Origin of the sequence: Lacihabitans sp. LS3-19, assembly GCF_024343575.1 — a bacterium.
Taxonomy (GTDB): Bacteria; Bacteroidota; Bacteroidia; order Cytophagales; family Spirosomataceae; genus Leadbetterella.
Map to the genome: position 1 here is coordinate 57,003 of NZ_RJUA01000002.1, position 16,622 is coordinate 73,624.

The following is a 16,622-nucleotide window of genomic DNA, read 5'->3' on the forward strand; positions in this document are numbered from 1 at the left end:
TAATTATAATATTTTCAATAATATTTGAAATTTTTGTAAATTTTAAAACCCAATCGTTTGATTGGGTTTTAAAATGTTATTTTCCGAACAATCTCGAGAAAAATCCTTTTGCTTTTTGAGCTACTTGTTGCACAGCTTCTTCAGCTTCACCAGCCAATTCGCTTGCTTTTTCTTTTGCCTTGTTCAAAGCTTCTTCAGCGTCTTCTTTCAAATCGTCCAATTTCTCAGAGGCTTCGTTTTTGAAATCAGCAATACTTTCAGAGTTTACCATTTCAGTTACTTTAGATTTAGCTGAATTAAAAGCTTCAGTTGCCTCACCTGCCAAGTTTCCTGCCATTGCTTTCACGTCTGCAATTTTCTCTGCTGCTTCAGCTTTCAACTTGTCTGCATCAATCATATCTGAAACTTTATCTTTAGCAGCATTAAATGCCTCAGCTGCTTCTCCAGCAAGTTCAGTTGCTTTGGCTTTGGCATCAGCCAATGTCTCAGCTGTACCTTCAGTAAGATTTGATATCATTTCAGCTGCATCTTCTTTCACATCTGCTAGTTTCTCAGTAGCTGCATCTTTAGCTTTTGAAGCCATATCAGCTGCTTGATCCATCATATCTTTCTTATTCTCTTCCATAATTATAAAAGTTTATTGTTTGTTTATTGCAAAATTAAATAAAATCAAATTAAATATTTCAATCTAATGACCTCTTTTTCAGATAAAAAACGCCAGTTACCTCTTGGTAGGTCTTTTTTAGTTAAACCTGCATAGGTCGTTCTGTCAAGTTTAGTAACTTCATATCCAAGAGATTCAAAAATCCTTCTTACTATTCGGTTTTTACCGCTATGGATTTCAATACCAACTACTTGTTTATCAGGAGTTATAATTGATAAATCATCAGCTTTTATAATACCATCTTCAAGTTCTATTCCTTCTAGGATTTTGTCAAAATCTTCCTGTACGATCGGCTTGTCGATTTCTACCTGATATACTTTTCTCATATTATTAGATGGATGAGAAAGTTTGTCTGCAAGTTCTCCATCATTGGTAACTAATAATAGTCCTGTCGTAGCTCTATCTAATCTTCCAACGGGATAAATACGCTCAGTGCAAGCATTTTTCAATAAATCCATCACAGTTTTTCTGCCTTCCGGATCATCTGTAGTTGTTAAAAAATCTTTTGGTTTATTTAGAAGTAGATATACTAATTTTTCGCGGTTCAATATCTTTCTTCCGTATTTTACCACATCCGTTGGCTTTACTTGATAACCCATTTCGGTTATCTCTTTGCCATTTACGGTAATTTGGCCACTGGCTATAAACTCGTCAGCCTCTCTTCTTGAGCAAAGTCCGGCATTTGCCAGATACCTGTTAAGTCTAATGGTATAAGCATGTGTAGAAACACTTTCTACTTTTTGTTTTACTTTAGGAGGTAGTTTGCTTTTTAAAGCATCCTCGTCATAATTAGGTCTGATGGCAGCTTTTGAATTTTTTGTTCTACCGTAATTAGATTTAGTGATTTCTGGTTTTACAGGTTTGCTAAATTCACGTCTCTCATCTGAGCGTGGTTTGTCAAAACTTCTTTTTTCGAAAGGTCCTTTTTTGTCATATCCACCTTCCTTTGATTTGAAAGGATTTGATCCTTTGTATCCTTCTGAGGATCTACCAAAATCTTTTTTAGGAAAACTCTCATTTCTGTTGTCGGCTCTTTCGTCTTTTCTCGGAAATCTATCGTTTCTAAAGTCAGAATCTTTTTTTGCAAACCTTCCCGCATTGGCTTCAGGTCTACTATTTCCACCAGAATTATACTCTCTTTTTGGAAATCTCTCCGAACTCCTTTCCAAACCTAAGGCTTTGAAGTCTTTTTTTACAAATCGGTTATCGGAGCTACCATCAGCTCTAGAATTTGTACTTGGGTTAAAATCTTTTTTAGGAAATCTATTATTTCCTTGACTTTCAGATCTTGAATAATTGCCTGGCTTTGAAACTCTAGAAGGGAATTTGCTTGAAGATGCCCCGCCTTCTTGCTTTTTATAACCGTCTTTACTAGCAAAAGGCTTGCTGAATGTCCTTTTATCAGGGTTAAATCCGCCTTCTTTTCTTTTGAAATCAGGCTTGTTTGTCGAGTTTCTGCTCGAATTGTTCTCGCTACCGCGAGTTTCTGTTGTTCTTTTTCTCATTTTATGCAATATCACTACTGTAAATTTGCACAAATGTAATCTAAACCTCTGATATAGTATTGTTTAGAAAGGTTTAATTATATTATATCTTGAATTTGGACATTTTGCCGTTTGTCAATCCAGACACCCAGTCTTAAATCAAACGCCTTGCTTTGTCCGAATTTTATTTGCAGATATCTGTTGCTTTGTAGATTTGTTAAGTTATTTTTAGAAATTAAATCAAATAAACACTTAAAAAAATGTATTCAGTTATTGCCATTACTTTATTGATAGTTATTACGATAACTATGGTTGTGAAAGTTGTACCACAACAAAAAGCCTACATAGTGGAGCGATTAGGAAAGTTTAACGGCGTGCTTCAGCCTGGAATAAACTTTGTGGCTCCTTTTGTAGATAGAATAGCCTACAAACATGGACTGAAAGAACAAGCGTATGACATACACGAGCAAATATGTATTACGCGTGACAATGTGCAGGTGCGTGTAGATGGTGTAATATTTCTTCAGGTAGTTGATCCTCAAAAGGCATCTTACGGTATCAATGATTACGTATTTGCTGTGACTCAATTGGCCCAAACTACTATGCGTAGCGAAATTGGTAAAATAGATCTTGATAAGACATTTGTAGAAAGAATGGTTATCAATTTGGCTGTGGTGGCAGCTATTGACGAAGCTGCCATTGGCTGGGGTGTAAAGGTTTTGAGATACGAAATTAAGAACATTACACCTCCAACAACAGTATTGCAAGCAATGGAGAAACAAATGCAGGCGGAGAGAGAGAAACGTTCGGTGATTTTGGAATCTGAAGGTAAAAAACAATTTGCCATCAACGTGGCCCAAGGTGAAAGAGAGCGTGTAGTTTTGGAGTCAGAGGCTCAGAAATTGCAACAAATAAATAAAGCTGAAGGTGAAGCTAACGCCATAAGAGCGGTAGCCGAGGCAACTGCTGATTCTATTAGACTAGTTGCAGATTCTATCCAGTCAAAAGGTGGAATGCAAGCGGTTCAACTTAAAGTGGCTGAGAACTATATTGAGCAATTTGGCAAAATGGCCAAGGCTTCAAATACCATGATTTTGCCTTCAAACCTTGCGGATGTTTCGGGTATTATTGCCACAGCTATGAGTGTAATCAAACAAGAAAATGCTAAATAATATGGAACCAATGACTATGTGGGTAGTCTTAGGCGTAGGACTGCTAATTTTAGAGATTTTTACGACATCTTTTTATTCAATATTTTTTGGAATTGGAGCGTTAGTTACTGCCTTTTTGGTTTATTTAGGCGTGGCTGAGGATTTAACATCTCAAATTGTAATCTTTGCTTTAAGCTCAATGGTAAGTCTTCTGTTTTTCAGAAAACGCATACTAGAATTATTTACAAAAAACAGTAAAGAATTTAAGGAAATAGTAGATGAATTTGCAAAGGTCTCAGTTGAAATTCCGGCCGAAGGCGAGGGGAAAGTATTCTACAGAGGCTCTGATTGGATAGCTTATCAAAAAGAAGGTAAATCCATAGCCTTGCATTCTAAAGTGTTGATAAAGAAGATAGACGGAATTAAATTGATTGTGGAGGCTGTGTAAAAATATTTATTTTTCAGAATGGTTATTATGATTAAAAAAGTCATAATGACCATTTTTTATTTTAAAGAATATGCAAAAAAAGACACTCTTGAATTATCAGTCAAGAAAGGTATTACTATCGTTCGTATTTCTTGCGGTTTTGGTATTGGTTTATGGTTTTATTGTAAATTTTCCAAGAATAAAGTCAGCGGTTTTAGGAGAAAAGATTGTTCCTAAAGTAAACAATATATCTTTTAATGGGTATCCCCCAAAACTTATCCCCCATGTTGGTTTTAGAGGGCAATGGGTTGAAAAAGAGAATTATGTGCTTTTTTATGATAATTCTATTATGCAAGCCAGATTAACTATACATCAACTGGATGGGAAATTTACAAGAGGAAATGCCAACAGATATGGTATAAGGTTTTCAGAACCTGAGCTTATTGGTAGCGGAACAGCAGGCTATTCAGATTTTTCAGGGTCAGGTTATGATAGAGGACACTTGGTGCCAGCAGGAGATTTTATTTGTTGTCAGGATTCTCTTGCGGAAACCTTCAGTATGAGCAATATAGCACCTTTTGACTCTGTATTAAATAGGCATGCTTGGGCAGATTTAGAGATAAAAGTAAGATCAACAGCGAGAAGGTTTGGCAAAGTTTACGTATTCACTGGACCAATTTTTAGAAATAATCTAAGGTCTATTGGGGGGCAAAATGATGTGGCAGTACCAACAGATTTTTTTAAGTTGTTGGTTTTATTTAATAAAAATACCTATAAACCGCAGAGTTATATTGCATTTAGTTTACCGAATATTCCTATTTATAATTTCGATTTAGAAAAAAGTAGAATCAGTCTCCAAGAATTAGAGAAATATACAAACATTGATTTTTTTCCTGATCTGAGTGAAACTGAAGTGGATGCCTTAAAGATTTTGAACTTTAAATGATTTAAATTCTTAAAGACTGTAGCATTTAATCGAATCTTAGGTACTTAATCAATAAACCTTTTCAAAATTCCATCATAACTATCTATTCTTCTGTCTCTTAGGTAAGGCCAAGTCGTTCTGTAGTATTCTGTTTTTTCTAAATCAAGTGTTTCTACATGGGTTTCTTCTTGGTCGTGAGAGGCTAAATACAATAGTCTGCCATGAGGGTTAGCAACGAAAGACCCTCCCCAGAATTTTTGGTTGGCTTCTATTCCTATTCTATTTACAGAAACAACATAAAGTCCGTTTGCTACTGCATGGGAGCGTTGTATAGTTTGCCAAGCATCATATTGCTCTTGGTTGATGACAGGGTCTTTTTCGTCCATGTCCCAGCCAATAGCGGTAGGGTAGAATAAAATGTCAGCACCCATCAAAGATGTAATTCTGGCAGCTTCAGGATACCACTGGTCCCAGCATATTAGTACACCGATCTTACCAAATTTAGTTTCCCAAACTTTATAACCTAGATCTCCTGGCGTAAAATAAAATTTTTCGTAATAGCCTGGATCATCAGGAATGTGCATTTTACGGTATTTCCCGAGGTAAGTTCCGTCTGCGTCGATTATAGCCGCAGTGTTATGATAAAGTCCTTGAGCACGTTTTTCGAAAAGCGAAACTACTAAAACCACACCTAATTCTTTGGCTACAGTTTGCATAGTTTCTGTGGTTGGTCCAGGGATAGCTTCTCCTAATTTGAAGTTTTCGTGGTCTTCTACATCACAAAAATAAAGCGAAGAAAACAACTCCTGTAAACAGATGATTTGAGCACCTTTAGCTGCCGCTTCTCTGATTTTTATGATGGTTTTAGATATATTATCTTGCACATTATCAGTGCATGACATTTGAATAAGTCCTATGTTTACGTTTTTCATTTTTTAATAAATTACCAAACTGTTTCTACTATATTTTGGTATAAATTGAATTTTTCGTCTTTTGTAATTATTTTGAGGTTATCAACCGCTGCAGTTGAAATTATTAATCTGTCAAATGGGTCTTTATGGTCGGAAAATTGCGGAAGCTTAATTAGATAATCTAAATACTTGCTTTCTAATTGAAGTACATTTATTCCTAAGATAATAAGAGTATTTTCAATTTTTTCGATGGATAAATTGAAATTCAATTTCCCAATATTTGATTTAATAGCAATTTCGAATAAAGAGGTTTTGGAAATTGAACAAGGAGTGTTTCGATTTTCGATTAAATTATAAGCAACTTCTGATAAACGAAGAGGGTCATTGAAAAACCAAATCAAAGCATGTGTGTCTATTAAATATGTCATGTCCAAAACTCCTCAAGTTCAGTCAAAGGCTCGTCAAAATCGTCCGAAACTTCAAATTGACCTCTAAAAATACCCATTTTTCTTTTTCCAGAATTTTCGTTAACCTCTTCTTCTTCAAAAATAACTTTAACTTGAGCTTTTTTAATATTTTTAGGCAATTCATTTAAAATGATTTGACCATTTTCATAAATACCATTTATTGTAGTTGTCATAAATCAAATTTTAATAGAACAAATCTAATGAATTATAGACAAAATTAATATTTTTAGATTAAAATTTCACGCCAAATCTTTCCCCCAATTCTTCTAGACTTTCTACCACTTTATCTATCAAAGGAAGTCCAGAAACTAACCTTTCAGTTCTGAAATTTCGCTCTTGGTCGCCTGGTATTTGCACAGGATTGCCCTCAATATGTTTAGCAGAGCGAAATCTTTCTATCCATTTGTCCATATCTTTTTTAAATTCTTCCTTGGGTCTAAAACCGTCTATCCGCATTGCTCCTAAAAAATGTCCCGTGCCTTTTCCAACTTGTTCGGCAGCTACTCCATGAAAACCAGCCGTAGCAAAAGGAGGAACCCATGGGCCGAAATTTGCACCAGAAAGTACGCCTGAAAAAATATCTACAACAGCCGCCAATCCATACCCTTTATGGCTTCCGTGCTCTCTATCGCCTCCCAATGGCAAAAGTCCGCCACCTTCTTTTACTGCATTCGCATTGTCTGTTACGTCTCCGTTTTCGTCTTGGACCCAACCCAAAGGGGCGTTTAAGCCTTTTCTTTGTAGAATCTCCATTTTGCCATAAGCAACCGCAGTTGTGGCAAAATCTGCAAGAAAAGCTGGCTGGTTTCTTGCTGGGATAGCCACGGCGATAGGATTTGTACCTAAAAGCTTTTCTTTCGAGAATGTCGGGACAACTAAAGGTGCAGAATTTGTCATTGCCCAACCTATCATGTCATGCTCTATGGCATGTGAGGCATGGTAACCTGCAATACCAAAATGATTTGAGTTTTGTACTGATATCCAGCCACTTCCAGCTTTTTTGGCTTTTTTTATGGCGAGTTTCATTGCAAAAGGTGCAACAACCAAACCCAATCCACGGTCTCCGTCAACTGTTGCGGTGCTGGGTGTTTCATGCACTATTTTTATGTTTGGATTTGGGTTTAATCTGCCATGATCAAAAAGTCTAACATAACCTGCTAAACGAGCCACGCCATGTGAGTCTACACCATTTAAATCGGCATTTATGAGCACGTCTGCGGCTAATTTGGCATCTTTTGGAGAGCAACCTATGCTTTTAAATATTTTTTCTGTAAATTTTCTTACTCTTTCTGAAGAATACATCGCTATTGATTTTCGAGATGCGAAATTATTAAATTTAAAATAGGAATTTGAATTTGGAAAAAAAGAAATCACAAAAAATGAAGTTTTTCGGTCAAAATATCGTTATTTGAAGTAAATAATCACAAGTATGAAAAAATTAAAAACTACACTTTTATTAATAGGTTTGTTTTCAACGGTTTTTGCTCAAAATATTAAAAAAGTTGATGCGAAAATTGAAAAAGTTACCGTTTTTCTTCAGCAAGCCCAAATAGAAAACTCAGTAAATACCACCATTCCTGCAGGATCTTCTAAAATAATTGTAGAAGAAATTGCAAATTCTATTGACATAAATAGTATTCAAGTTGAGGGGAAAGGAGATTTTACACTTTTGGGTGTGAAATACAGCCCAAATCACCTAAATAATAAATTGTACGCTTACCAGGATTCAATACAGCGACTACAGGCTGATATTGAAAACTTAGAAATGCTCCTCAAAGTGGCAGAGAATGAAGAAAAAATGATTATGGCCAATGCCAATGTTAAAAGTGAAAAAGATGGACTTTTACCTGAGGATTTGAAAGAAATGATTGATTTTTTTAGGTTAAAACTTACTGAAGTAGGAGCGAGGCGATTACAGATATTGAGGCAAATTCAACCTCTGAAAGACAAAAAAACAAGGCTAGAGAAACAGTTGGCAGAAATTAGAAATATAAGTTTACCATTGGGGGAGATAGAACTTACTATTTCCGCATTAAAACCAACTGCCGCAAATTTGAAAATAACTTACGTCGCTTATAATGCAGGTTGGTCTCCAAATTATGATTTAAGAGTTAAAGATTTAAAAAGTCCAGTAAGCATTGCCTATAAAGCTAATGTTTTTCAAAATACTGGAGTAGATTGGAACAATGTAAAACTGTCTTTATCTACTTCAAATCCTTCTGTTTCTGGTCAAAAATCAGAATTATATCCGCAATATCTAAGTTTTTATGTGCCTCCCGTACCTTACGAACGTAATGTGAAAATGGCAAAAATGGATGATGTTATGTCAATGGCTGCTCCAATGGCCGAAATGACTAGCTCTGCAAATATGGTTTCAGTTGTTCAAACTTCGCTTTCTGTAAATTTCGACATAAGTGCTACCTATACAATCCCTACGGGCAGACAACCTGAGATAGTGGAGATACAAAACCTACAAGTGGAGGCTGATTATAAAAGTGTAATTGCTCCCAAACTTGATTTAAATGCTTTTTTGGTAGCTGAACTTAAAGATTGGGAAAAATTGCACTTACTATCTGGAGAAGCCAATGTGTATTTTGAAAATAAATTCATTGGGAAAACCTATATCAATGAGCAGAGTGTAGATAATAAACTTAAATTGAGTATAGGAAAAGATCTTAGAATAATAGGCAAAAGAGAGGAATTGGCGGACTTTAAAGCAAGAAAAACCTTTGGTTCTAATATTAAAGAAAGTTTTGGATATCAACTTTCTGTGAGAAATACCAAATCAGAAAGTGTAAAAATAGTTTTAGAAGACCAAATTCCTGTTTCTCAAGATTCTGATATTGAGGTTTCTATAGATGATATTCAAGGAGGTTTGATTGAACAAAATACTGGAAAAGTTACATGGGAGTTTGATTTGGCACCTGCTCAAAACAAAGAAGTATTAATGAAATATACTGTTAAATATCCAAAAGATAAAAGGATAAATAATTTGTAAAATGGAAGATAGATTAGGTAGACTTATTAACAAATTCTTCGGTTATTTTATCCGAGGTTTGTTATTTGTGGCTCCGTTGGGATTTACTATTTTGATTCTGTATAGTGCATTTGATTTTGTAGATGGATTGGTGAGAATTAATTTCACTTGGGATCAGCCCAACCAAAAAATATTTATCCCTGGTTTAGGCTTTTTGATAGTTCTTTTTGGTACGGCACTTATAGGTTTTGTTTTTACGAGACTTTTACCACAAACCATTCAAAATTGGCTTGAAAATGGCATAAAACATTTGCCAATAGTTAAGATTTTTTATACTGCTTTTAAAGACTTGATTTCGGCTTTTGTTGGAGATAAAAAGAAATTTACAACTGGGGTTTTAGTGACTATAAATAAGGAATCAAATATTAAAAAGTTAGGCTTTTTGACGCAGGAAGAGTTAAATGTTTTTAATTTGCCAGACATGGTTTCAGTATATTGCCCACACAGTTATGCTTTTTCTGGTGAAATGTTTATTGTGCCTAAAGAACAAGTTCAAATTTTAAATATTTCGAGTGCAGAAGTGATGAAAATCATCGTTTCTGGAGGCGTTTCTATATCAGATACACAGCAATGAAAACAATTATTACATTTTTCTTTTTAGCATTAACATTTTCTGTTTTTGCCCAGGAACCACATCAAAAACAAGCTTTAGAAATTGAAGAATTGTTAGAAAAAAATAACCCTGAGCAATTTAGAAGTATCCGCAGGAAATCTAATTATTTGGTTTTGAATAATTATCGGAGTGGCAAAAGGAGAAGATATTATGAAGGGCAATTGTTGGCTTTCAAGACCAAAGAAGGGCAGTTTTTTCAAGAAGAAATAAACGAAATTGGAGATAGTACCATAACGGTTTTATTTTACAATACCATTGAAAGAAAGCTTGAAACGCATATTATTCCTATTAAAAACATTTCGAAAGTTTACCGAAGGGAAGTTTATAAGGGCATTCGCTGGGGATTGGGGGTAGGGAGTTTAGCCGCATTGCTACCTCTTGGGTATGATTGGATATATTTTAATAAATTACCTTGGCAGAATACACAAGCACTCATAATGATTCCTGCTATCCAAGCAGGCGTAATTTTGTTAAATAACCGTTCCAAGTTTTTTAATGGCATTAAATTGAATGATAATAAGCAATTAAAGATTTTTAAGAGTTTATAAATTTTAACAATCAATAGAATTTACTGCAATAGCCAATCCCCCTTTTGATGTTTCCTTGTATTTTGTATTCATGTCTTTGGCTGTTTGCCACATAGTAGCTATTACTTTGTCCAAAGGAACTTTAGTGTCTTTTGGATCAGTGCCTAAAGCAATCTCAGCGGCTGTTATGGCCTTTATGGCTCCCATTGAATTTCTCTCGATACAAGGAATTTGAACTAGGCCATTTATTGGGTCACAAGTTAAGCCTAAATGATGCTCCATCGCTATTTCGGCAGCTACCAAAACCTGCTCAGGGCTTCCTCCTAATAATTCACAAAGTGCCGCTGCCGCCATTGCTGAAGATACACCTATTTCAGCCTGACAACCGCCCATGGCAGCCGAAATTGTTGAACCTTTTTTAAATATACTCCCAATTTCACCCGCAACCATCAAAAATTTTTTAATCTCGGGAAATCCTGCATTGTGATTTTCGATCATTAAATAATACATTAGAACTGCAGGAATAACTCCAGAACTGCCATTGGTGGGAGCGGTTACCACTTTTCCTAGTGAGGCATTTACCTCATTTACACCAATAGCAAAACAACTTACCCACTTGAGAATCTGCCTGAATTGGACTTTGGTTTTTCTTAATTTCTTAAGCCATTCAAGTGTATTTTTGCAATTCTGCGGACCATTTAAACTTAAATAAAAATCATTTGCTCTTCTTTTAACATTCAAACCACCTGGCAATACACCGCTCGTCATGCATCCATTGAATAAGCATTGAGCCATTGTGTCCCAAATTTTTTCTAATTGAATTTCTATAAATTCAGAAGAATGAAGTGAAAGTTCGTTTTGTAATACTATTTCCGAAATGGCGAGCTGCTTTTCTTTGCAATAGTTTAATAATTCAGCACCATTTTGAATAGGAAATGGAATGCTTTTAACCAGTATATTTTGGGCTTCTTCGTTTTCTTTGATTACAAATCCACCTCCGATGGAATAAAATACTTCATTAACTTCAACTCCATTAATTTTTGCAATAAATTTCATTCCGTTTGAATGAAAAGGGAGCGTTTTCTTCAAGAAAAGAATGTTTTTTTCAAGGCTAAAAGGAACATGATGCTTTTTGCCTATATAAATAGTTTTCGAATTTTTGATTTCTTCTAATATCTCAGGTATCCTATCAGGATTTATCTCTTCAGGTATTTCACCACTTAATCCTAAAGCCAAAGCTACATCTGTGGCATGTCCAATTCCTGTTAAGGATAAAGAGCCATATAACTCTATTATAATACTTGTTATAATACCTTCCGATTCTTCAATAAATCTGTTGGCAGCTTTCCAAGGGCCTAGTGTATGTGAACTTGAAGGGCCAATGCCAATCTTTAACATATCAAAAATTGATATTATTTCCATTTCGAAGATTTTAGATTTTTAGTTTGTTCCCATAAAATTGCATAGTTTTAACCAAATATTAAGCAATATCTTTAAAATGTTAATTTATCTTTGCGGTTCAGAAAACAAAAGGTATTTTAATGCATCGTATTTTAGTAAAAAAACAATCGGGTTTATTTAAAGAAAGAATCAGCCTAGCCTCCTCAAAAAGTGAAAGTAACAGAGCCTTGATAATTAATGCCTTAGCTGGGTTTTCGGGTTCTTTAGAAAATCTTTCTTCGGCCAGAGATACCCAAACGATGATAAGGCTTTTAAAGTCAGAAGACAAAATTGCCGATGTTTTAGATGCAGGAACAACCATGCGATTTCTGACGGCATATTTTGCTGTAACCAATCAAAATAAAACCATGACCGGCACAGCAAGAATGTGTGAAAGGCCGATTGGGATTTTGGTAGATGCATTAAAAACATTAGGTGCAGAGATTGAATATCAGGACAAAGATGGCTATCCGCCCTTAAATATCAAAGGATTTAAAAATCAATTGGTCAACGAGATTTTTATAAAGGGAGATGTTAGTAGTCAATATATTTCGGCTCTTTTGATGATAGCTCCTATGCTTGAAAATGGTTTAGTGATAAATTTGACAGGCGAAATAGGCTCAATACCTTACATTAAAATGACCATCAGACAAATGGAGGCATTTGGTGTAAATGTGGACGAAGATTGGGAAAATAAACGTCTCAGTGTCAAAAATCAGAAGTATAAGGCTGTAAACTATCAAATAGAATCTGACTGGTCGGGAGCATCTTATTGGTATTCGATTGTTGCAATGGCGGAAAATCCAAAAGTGGAAATCGAACTTTTAGGATTGAAAGAAAATTCTTTGCAAGGTGATAGTGTAATTGTGGATATCATGGATCAGTTGGGCGTGGAAAGTACTTTTACGAAAGAGGGAGTGTTACTAAAAAAGATACCAGCAAAAGAAAATTTAGAATGGGATTTTACAAATTGCCCTGATTTAGCTCAAACTGTAGCTGTAGTTTTAGTCGCAAAAAATATTCCAGGTGTATTTACGGGTGTAGAAAGCTTAAAAATCAAAGAAACGGATAGGATTAAAGCTCTTCAAAACGAATTGGCTAAAATAGGAGGGAGTTTGGTTGAAGTGGAGGCCAATACCCGTTATGAAGTAAATGTAACAGGAGAATGGACTTCAACGCCAACTATTGACACTTACGACGATCACCGAATGGCTATGGCATTTGCTCCTTTGGCAATGCTGAAAGATGTAATAATTGAAGAACCGGGTGTAGTTGCAAAATCTTATCCGAGTTATTGGGAAGATTTAGCGAAAATAGTGGTTTTGGAGGAAATGAATTAATTGATAATGAATATGAAAAAGGCCTTGATAGTTCTGTTGTTTGTTTTTTCGAAAACTTTGTTTGCTCAAGAGGTAGAAAACATAAAGGACAGTGTAGTAGTTAAAGAACCTATTATTCTTAATCAAAAAGCCTATTCAATAACTATTCCTGATGGTTGGAAGATTCAGGACAATTGTACCAATGATTTATGTAGCCTGCTTTCTCCCAGAGATACGCTTGGTTCTTATGATAGATTTACCGAAAATATAAATTTTACTGTAAATAAACTGCCTAGCCCGAGCTATACTGTCGATAAATACGCTCAATATTCAATAACTTATTTACCATCAGTTGTGAAAAATTTTAAAGTTATTGAAAAAAAGAAACTGCGTTCGAATGCTTATTTATTGACCTATAAAGGTGAGAAGAGTGGCTTTGCACAAACTTGGAGACAGTTTTATTATACAAAAAACGCCAAAGTGTACATTGTGACTTTTGCTTGTGAAACTGATAAGTACGAATATTATCTTCCTATTATTGATCCCTATTTGAGTAGTTTTAAGTTGAAGTGACCTACTTTTTGAATTTCCCCTTTATTTGACGGTTATCAAAAAGAGTGATGATTTCCAATTCATCTATTTCGAAGTTTACTCAATAATATAACGAGGTTTGTTTAGTAACTATACATTTAAATAGTCCTTTGAATTCTTTTGATTGTGGACAACTATATGGTAATTCTGAAATTTGATTTATTTTGCCAAATAGTTTTTTTAAGAAATCTTCTTTTACTTTGCGACTTCAAATTTCTTCTAAATAAGCTAGTAAATCAAGAATTTTATGTTCTGCTATTTCAGAAATAAAAACTTTCATTAGGAGACTTTTCTAATAAAATCTTCAAAAGGAATTCTTAATCCTGAATCAAGTTGATTGATTCCATGCTTGATTTCTGTTTTTTCATCTTCAGTTAATTCAGACCAGAAATCTTTTTCTTTGTTAATTAAAATCGATGTTAGGCTTTTAATCAAGTCTTGGTTTTCAATTTCCAGAATTATCTTTACTAGCTCAATTTTAGAAGTTTGTAAATCCATTTTGTTGTTTTTTATTCAAATTTAGTGAAACTTTTCAAACTTTATAAACGATTAAAAAATAAATAGAGCCCTATTCATGATAAAAAACCCGTTTTACTCTTTCGCTAACACCGGTCAAAATTTCATAAGGAATTGTTCCAATTTCTTTGGCTAATTCGTTGATGTTAGGATTTTTACCAAAAACTATCACTTGATCACCTTCTTTACAGTTTGCTTCTGTCACATCTATCATTGTCATATCCATGCAAACATTTCCGACAGTCGGGCACAAAATCCCGTTTACGGATACTTTTCCAATTCCTCTACTAAACCCACGGTCGTAGCCGTCTGCATATCCAATGGCCAAAGTCGCAATTTTAGACTCTTTTTCTATTACACCTTTTCTTCCGTATCCAACAGTATCTCCGACTTTTAAAGTTTTAATCTGTGATATTGTGGTTTTCAGCGTTCCAACTGTTTCCAAAGCATTTTGCTCTAGACCGGCTGATTCAATGCCATAAAGGCCTATGCCAAGTCTCACCATATCATATTTGGCCTCTGGAAATCGCACTATTCCGGCTGAATTACAGATATGTCTAAGTGGCTTATCATCTATTTTAGACAGAATTTGATTTGAAAGGTTTTCAAATTTTGCAATTTGTGTTTTCGAAAAACTTATGTGTTCTGCTTCGTCGGCACCTACCAAATGACTGAAAATAGATGCGATTTTTATCTTCTTTTCTGTTTTTAAGATATTTAATAATTCTTCTAAATCACTTTCAATAAAACCTAAACGGTTCATTCCTGTATCTATTTTCAAGTGAATTTTTACCTCGGTTTCTGGGTAATTATTGTTTTTGAAATTCAAAAATTCATTAAGTGTTTTTAAACTAAAAATTTCGGGCTCGAGGTCGAATTCAAAAAGCTTATGATAGGCATCTGGGTCAGAGTTTAAAACCATGATTGGTAATTTTATACCGTTTTGCCTAAGTACTACACCTTCGTCGGTATAGGCAACTGAGAGATAATCAACCCTGTGGTATTGTAACCAACTGGCCACTTCCATACTTCCACTACCATAGGCAAAAGCTTTTACCATGACCATTATTTTTGTGTTAGAGCCAATTTTTCCTCTATAGAAATTGAGGTTGTGCGTAATAGCATCAAGATTTATCTCGAAAACAGTGCCGTGAACCTTCATCACGAGTTTGTTTACTATTTTTTCGAAAGCAAATGGCCTTGCACCTTTTACCAAAATTAGAGAGTTTTGAAGATGCTCAAAATTGAAAATGGTAAGAAAGTCTTGGGTGCTTTCGAAAAAAAATGGTGTCTCTTTTGAACATTCTGAGAAAAGTTTTTGGTTGGCAAAAAACTTTGGACCAATTCCAATCAAAAAGTCGATATTTTGCGATTTTATTAATAATTCAAGATTTTGTAATAAATCATTTTCTTGTAGTCCAGATTGGAGTATGTCGCTGACTATCAGTACTTTTTTTCTTTTTGTGTGGTGTTGACTCATAAAATTAAGAGCCATTTTTAAACCTCCAAAGTCATTGTTATAGGTGTCGTCAATGATATAATTGTCGTTGGTTCCTTGCTTGAGTTCGAGTCTCATAGCCACAGGTCTCAAGGATTTGAATTTCTCAAAAAACAATTTCAAATCAAGATTTTTCTCTGATCTTAAATACAACCCAGTATACGCACAATGAATGGCGTTTTCAATAGAAGCATGGTCTGTAAACGGAATTTCGAAATCGTAACTATCACCTTCGTAATTGATTTCAATATTAGTAGCGTTTTCTTCAGCCGATGTTTCTACCCAATTTTCCCCAATATTATTTCTCGACCATCCTATTAGTTTTATTTCTGGGTTTACAGCTTTTAATAAAATCACTAATTCTTCATTAACTTCCTTATAATCTTGGCAATAAATTAAAACCTTTGATTTTTTAAATAGACGTAGCTTTTCTGTTATTTTTTGTTTTAAACTTCTAAATCCTTCGTTATGAGCAGGACCAATATTTGTAAAAATGCCGATATCAGGTCGAATGATATTTTCCAGGTTTTGCATTTCGTTTTGCAAGGAAATACCCGCTTCAAATATTCCTAAATCGCTCTTTTCGGTCATTTCCCAAACAGAAAGTGCCACACCAATTTGAGAATTATAACTTCGAGGGCTTTTTACTATATTGTATTCGTTTTCCAACAAAAAGCTCAACCATTCCTTCACTATAGTTTTGCCGTTGCTTCCCGTAATTCCGATGATTGGATAATCAAAATGACTTCTTTTTTCGGCAGCTAAATTTTGAAGGGTTTTTATGCTGTTTTGTACAACATACGCACTTAAGTCACTGTCAGAAAGGAAGTTTTTGAGATCGATATCCACGTCTAACACAGCCTTTTCGACAACAAATTCTTTTATGCCTTTGTCAAATAGTTGCTTTATAAATTGATGCCCATTATGCCTTTCTCCCTTTATGGCAAAAAATAAACTCGAAGCAGGATCTGATAGAAATCTGCTGTCGGTAAGGAGAATTTTTGCACGTGTATTTATATTTTCAGTAAAGAAAAGCATGATGTTTTTTCGAA

The 16,622-nt window shown here is 34.7% G+C and carries 17 protein-coding genes; 8 read left to right on the forward strand and 9 right to left on the reverse strand.

From position 1 onward, the window contains the following. Positions 1 to 76: 76 nt before the first annotated feature. Both EGI22_RS02650 and EGI22_RS02655 read right to left on the reverse strand, forming a co-directional pair. The gene (locus EGI22_RS02650) at positions 77 to 625 is read right to left on the reverse strand and encodes a hypothetical protein (protein WP_255066157.1); all 549 of its coding nucleotides are present in this window, start codon (positions 623 to 625) and stop codon (positions 77 to 79) included. A 44-nt stretch (positions 626 to 669) separates the two neighbouring features. Further along, a complete protein-coding gene (locus tag EGI22_RS02655; protein ID WP_255066158.1) occupies positions 670 to 2,169 on the reverse strand; it encodes a pseudouridine synthase in 1,500 nt (499 codons plus the stop codon). 239 nt (positions 2,170 to 2,408) lie between these two features. Between EGI22_RS02655 and EGI22_RS02660 the strand changes: the two genes are divergently transcribed. The 3 genes from EGI22_RS02660 to EGI22_RS02670 all read left to right on the forward strand — a co-directional run bounded on the left by EGI22_RS02660 (position 2,409) and on the right by EGI22_RS02670 (position 4,672). After that, complete coding sequence (locus EGI22_RS02660; protein WP_255066160.1) at positions 2,409 to 3,320, forward strand: SPFH domain-containing protein; 912 nt, start codon at positions 2,409 to 2,411, stop codon at positions 3,318 to 3,320. A 1-nt stretch (position 3,321) separates the two neighbouring features. Then, positions 3,322 to 3,747 (forward strand): NfeD family protein, encoded by a 426-nt coding sequence (locus tag EGI22_RS02665; protein ID WP_255066162.1) that lies wholly within the window; start codon positions 3,322 to 3,324, stop codon positions 3,745 to 3,747. Positions 3,748 to 3,817: 70 nt separating this feature from the next. Next, complete coding sequence (locus tag EGI22_RS02670; protein WP_255066163.1) at positions 3,818 to 4,672, forward strand: DNA/RNA non-specific endonuclease; 855 nt, start codon at positions 3,818 to 3,820, stop codon at positions 4,670 to 4,672. Positions 4,673 to 4,716: 44 nt separating this feature from the next. Here the strand turns inward: EGI22_RS02670 and EGI22_RS02675 are convergent, their stop codons facing one another. From EGI22_RS02675 to EGI22_RS02690, 4 genes are read right to left on the reverse strand one after another with little or no spacing between them, the layout of a single operon-like run. Further along, a complete protein-coding gene (locus tag EGI22_RS02675) occupies positions 4,717 to 5,583 on the reverse strand; it encodes a carbon-nitrogen hydrolase (protein WP_255066165.1) in 867 nt (288 codons plus the stop codon). An 11-nt stretch (positions 5,584 to 5,594) separates the two neighbouring features. After that, positions 5,595 to 5,990 (reverse strand): type II toxin-antitoxin system VapC family toxin, encoded by a 396-nt coding sequence (locus EGI22_RS02680; protein ID WP_255066166.1) that lies wholly within the window; start codon positions 5,988 to 5,990, stop codon positions 5,595 to 5,597. Continuing rightward, positions 5,987 to 6,202 carry a hypothetical protein gene (locus EGI22_RS02685; RefSeq protein ID WP_255066169.1) on the reverse strand — a complete coding sequence of 72 codons (216 nt, stop codon included), beginning with the start codon at positions 6,200 to 6,202 and terminating at the stop codon, positions 5,987 to 5,989. The genes EGI22_RS02680 and EGI22_RS02685 overlap by 4 nt, the downstream gene beginning before the upstream one ends. 58 nt (positions 6,203 to 6,260) lie before the next feature. After that, on the reverse strand, positions 6,261 to 7,331 hold the full coding sequence (locus tag EGI22_RS02690; protein WP_255066170.1) for an Ldh family oxidoreductase: 1,071 nt from the start codon (positions 7,329 to 7,331) through the stop codon (positions 6,261 to 6,263). Between the two features lie 127 nt (positions 7,332 to 7,458). On the opposite strand from EGI22_RS02690, the gene EGI22_RS02695 reads away from it, so the two are divergent. Genes EGI22_RS02695 through EGI22_RS02705 form a run of 3 tightly spaced genes read left to right on the forward strand, consistent with a single transcriptional unit; the run spans position 7,459 to position 10,227 of the window. Then, positions 7,459 to 9,027 carry a mucoidy inhibitor MuiA family protein gene (locus EGI22_RS02695; RefSeq protein ID WP_255066171.1) on the forward strand — a complete coding sequence of 523 codons (1,569 nt, stop codon included), beginning with the start codon at positions 7,459 to 7,461 and terminating at the stop codon, positions 9,025 to 9,027. Position 9,028: 1 nt separating this feature from the next. After that, positions 9,029 to 9,640: a DUF502 domain-containing protein gene (locus EGI22_RS02700; RefSeq protein ID WP_255066174.1), complete on the forward strand. Its 612-nt coding sequence runs from the start codon at positions 9,029 to 9,031 to the stop codon at positions 9,638 to 9,640. After that, a complete protein-coding gene (locus EGI22_RS02705; RefSeq protein ID WP_255066175.1) occupies positions 9,637 to 10,227 on the forward strand; it encodes a hypothetical protein in 591 nt (196 codons plus the stop codon). The genes EGI22_RS02700 and EGI22_RS02705 overlap by 4 nt, the downstream gene beginning before the upstream one ends. A 3-nt stretch (positions 10,228 to 10,230) precedes the next feature. Here EGI22_RS02705 and EGI22_RS02710 read toward each other — a convergent pair whose 3' ends face one another. After that, entirely contained in the window at positions 10,231 to 11,628 is a 1,398-nt protein-coding gene (locus EGI22_RS02710; RefSeq protein WP_255066186.1) for an L-serine ammonia-lyase, read from the reverse strand. A 119-nt stretch (positions 11,629 to 11,747) separates the two neighbouring features. Here EGI22_RS02710 and EGI22_RS02715 point away from each other — a divergent pair, with 119 nt between their 5' ends. Both EGI22_RS02715 and EGI22_RS02720 read left to right on the forward strand, forming a co-directional pair. Continuing rightward, positions 11,748 to 12,986, forward strand: coding sequence for a 3-phosphoshikimate 1-carboxyvinyltransferase (locus EGI22_RS02715; RefSeq protein WP_255066187.1), 1,239 nt, complete (start codon positions 11,748 to 11,750; stop codon positions 12,984 to 12,986). 12 nt (positions 12,987 to 12,998) lie between these two features. After that, positions 12,999 to 13,538, forward strand: coding sequence for a hypothetical protein (locus EGI22_RS02720; RefSeq protein ID WP_255066188.1), 540 nt, complete (start codon positions 12,999 to 13,001; stop codon positions 13,536 to 13,538). A 297-nt stretch (positions 13,539 to 13,835) separates the two neighbouring features. Here the strand turns inward: EGI22_RS02720 and EGI22_RS02725 are convergent, their stop codons facing one another. Both EGI22_RS02725 and EGI22_RS02730 read right to left on the reverse strand, forming a co-directional pair. Beyond that, entirely contained in the window at positions 13,836 to 14,054 is a 219-nt protein-coding gene (locus tag EGI22_RS02725; RefSeq protein ID WP_255066190.1) for a hypothetical protein, read from the reverse strand. Between the two features lie 70 nt (positions 14,055 to 14,124). Then, complete coding sequence (locus EGI22_RS02730; protein ID WP_255066194.1) at positions 14,125 to 16,608, reverse strand: bifunctional UDP-N-acetylmuramoyl-tripeptide:D-alanyl-D-alanine ligase/alanine racemase; 2,484 nt, start codon at positions 16,606 to 16,608, stop codon at positions 14,125 to 14,127. Positions 16,609 to 16,622: the final 14 nt, after the last annotated feature.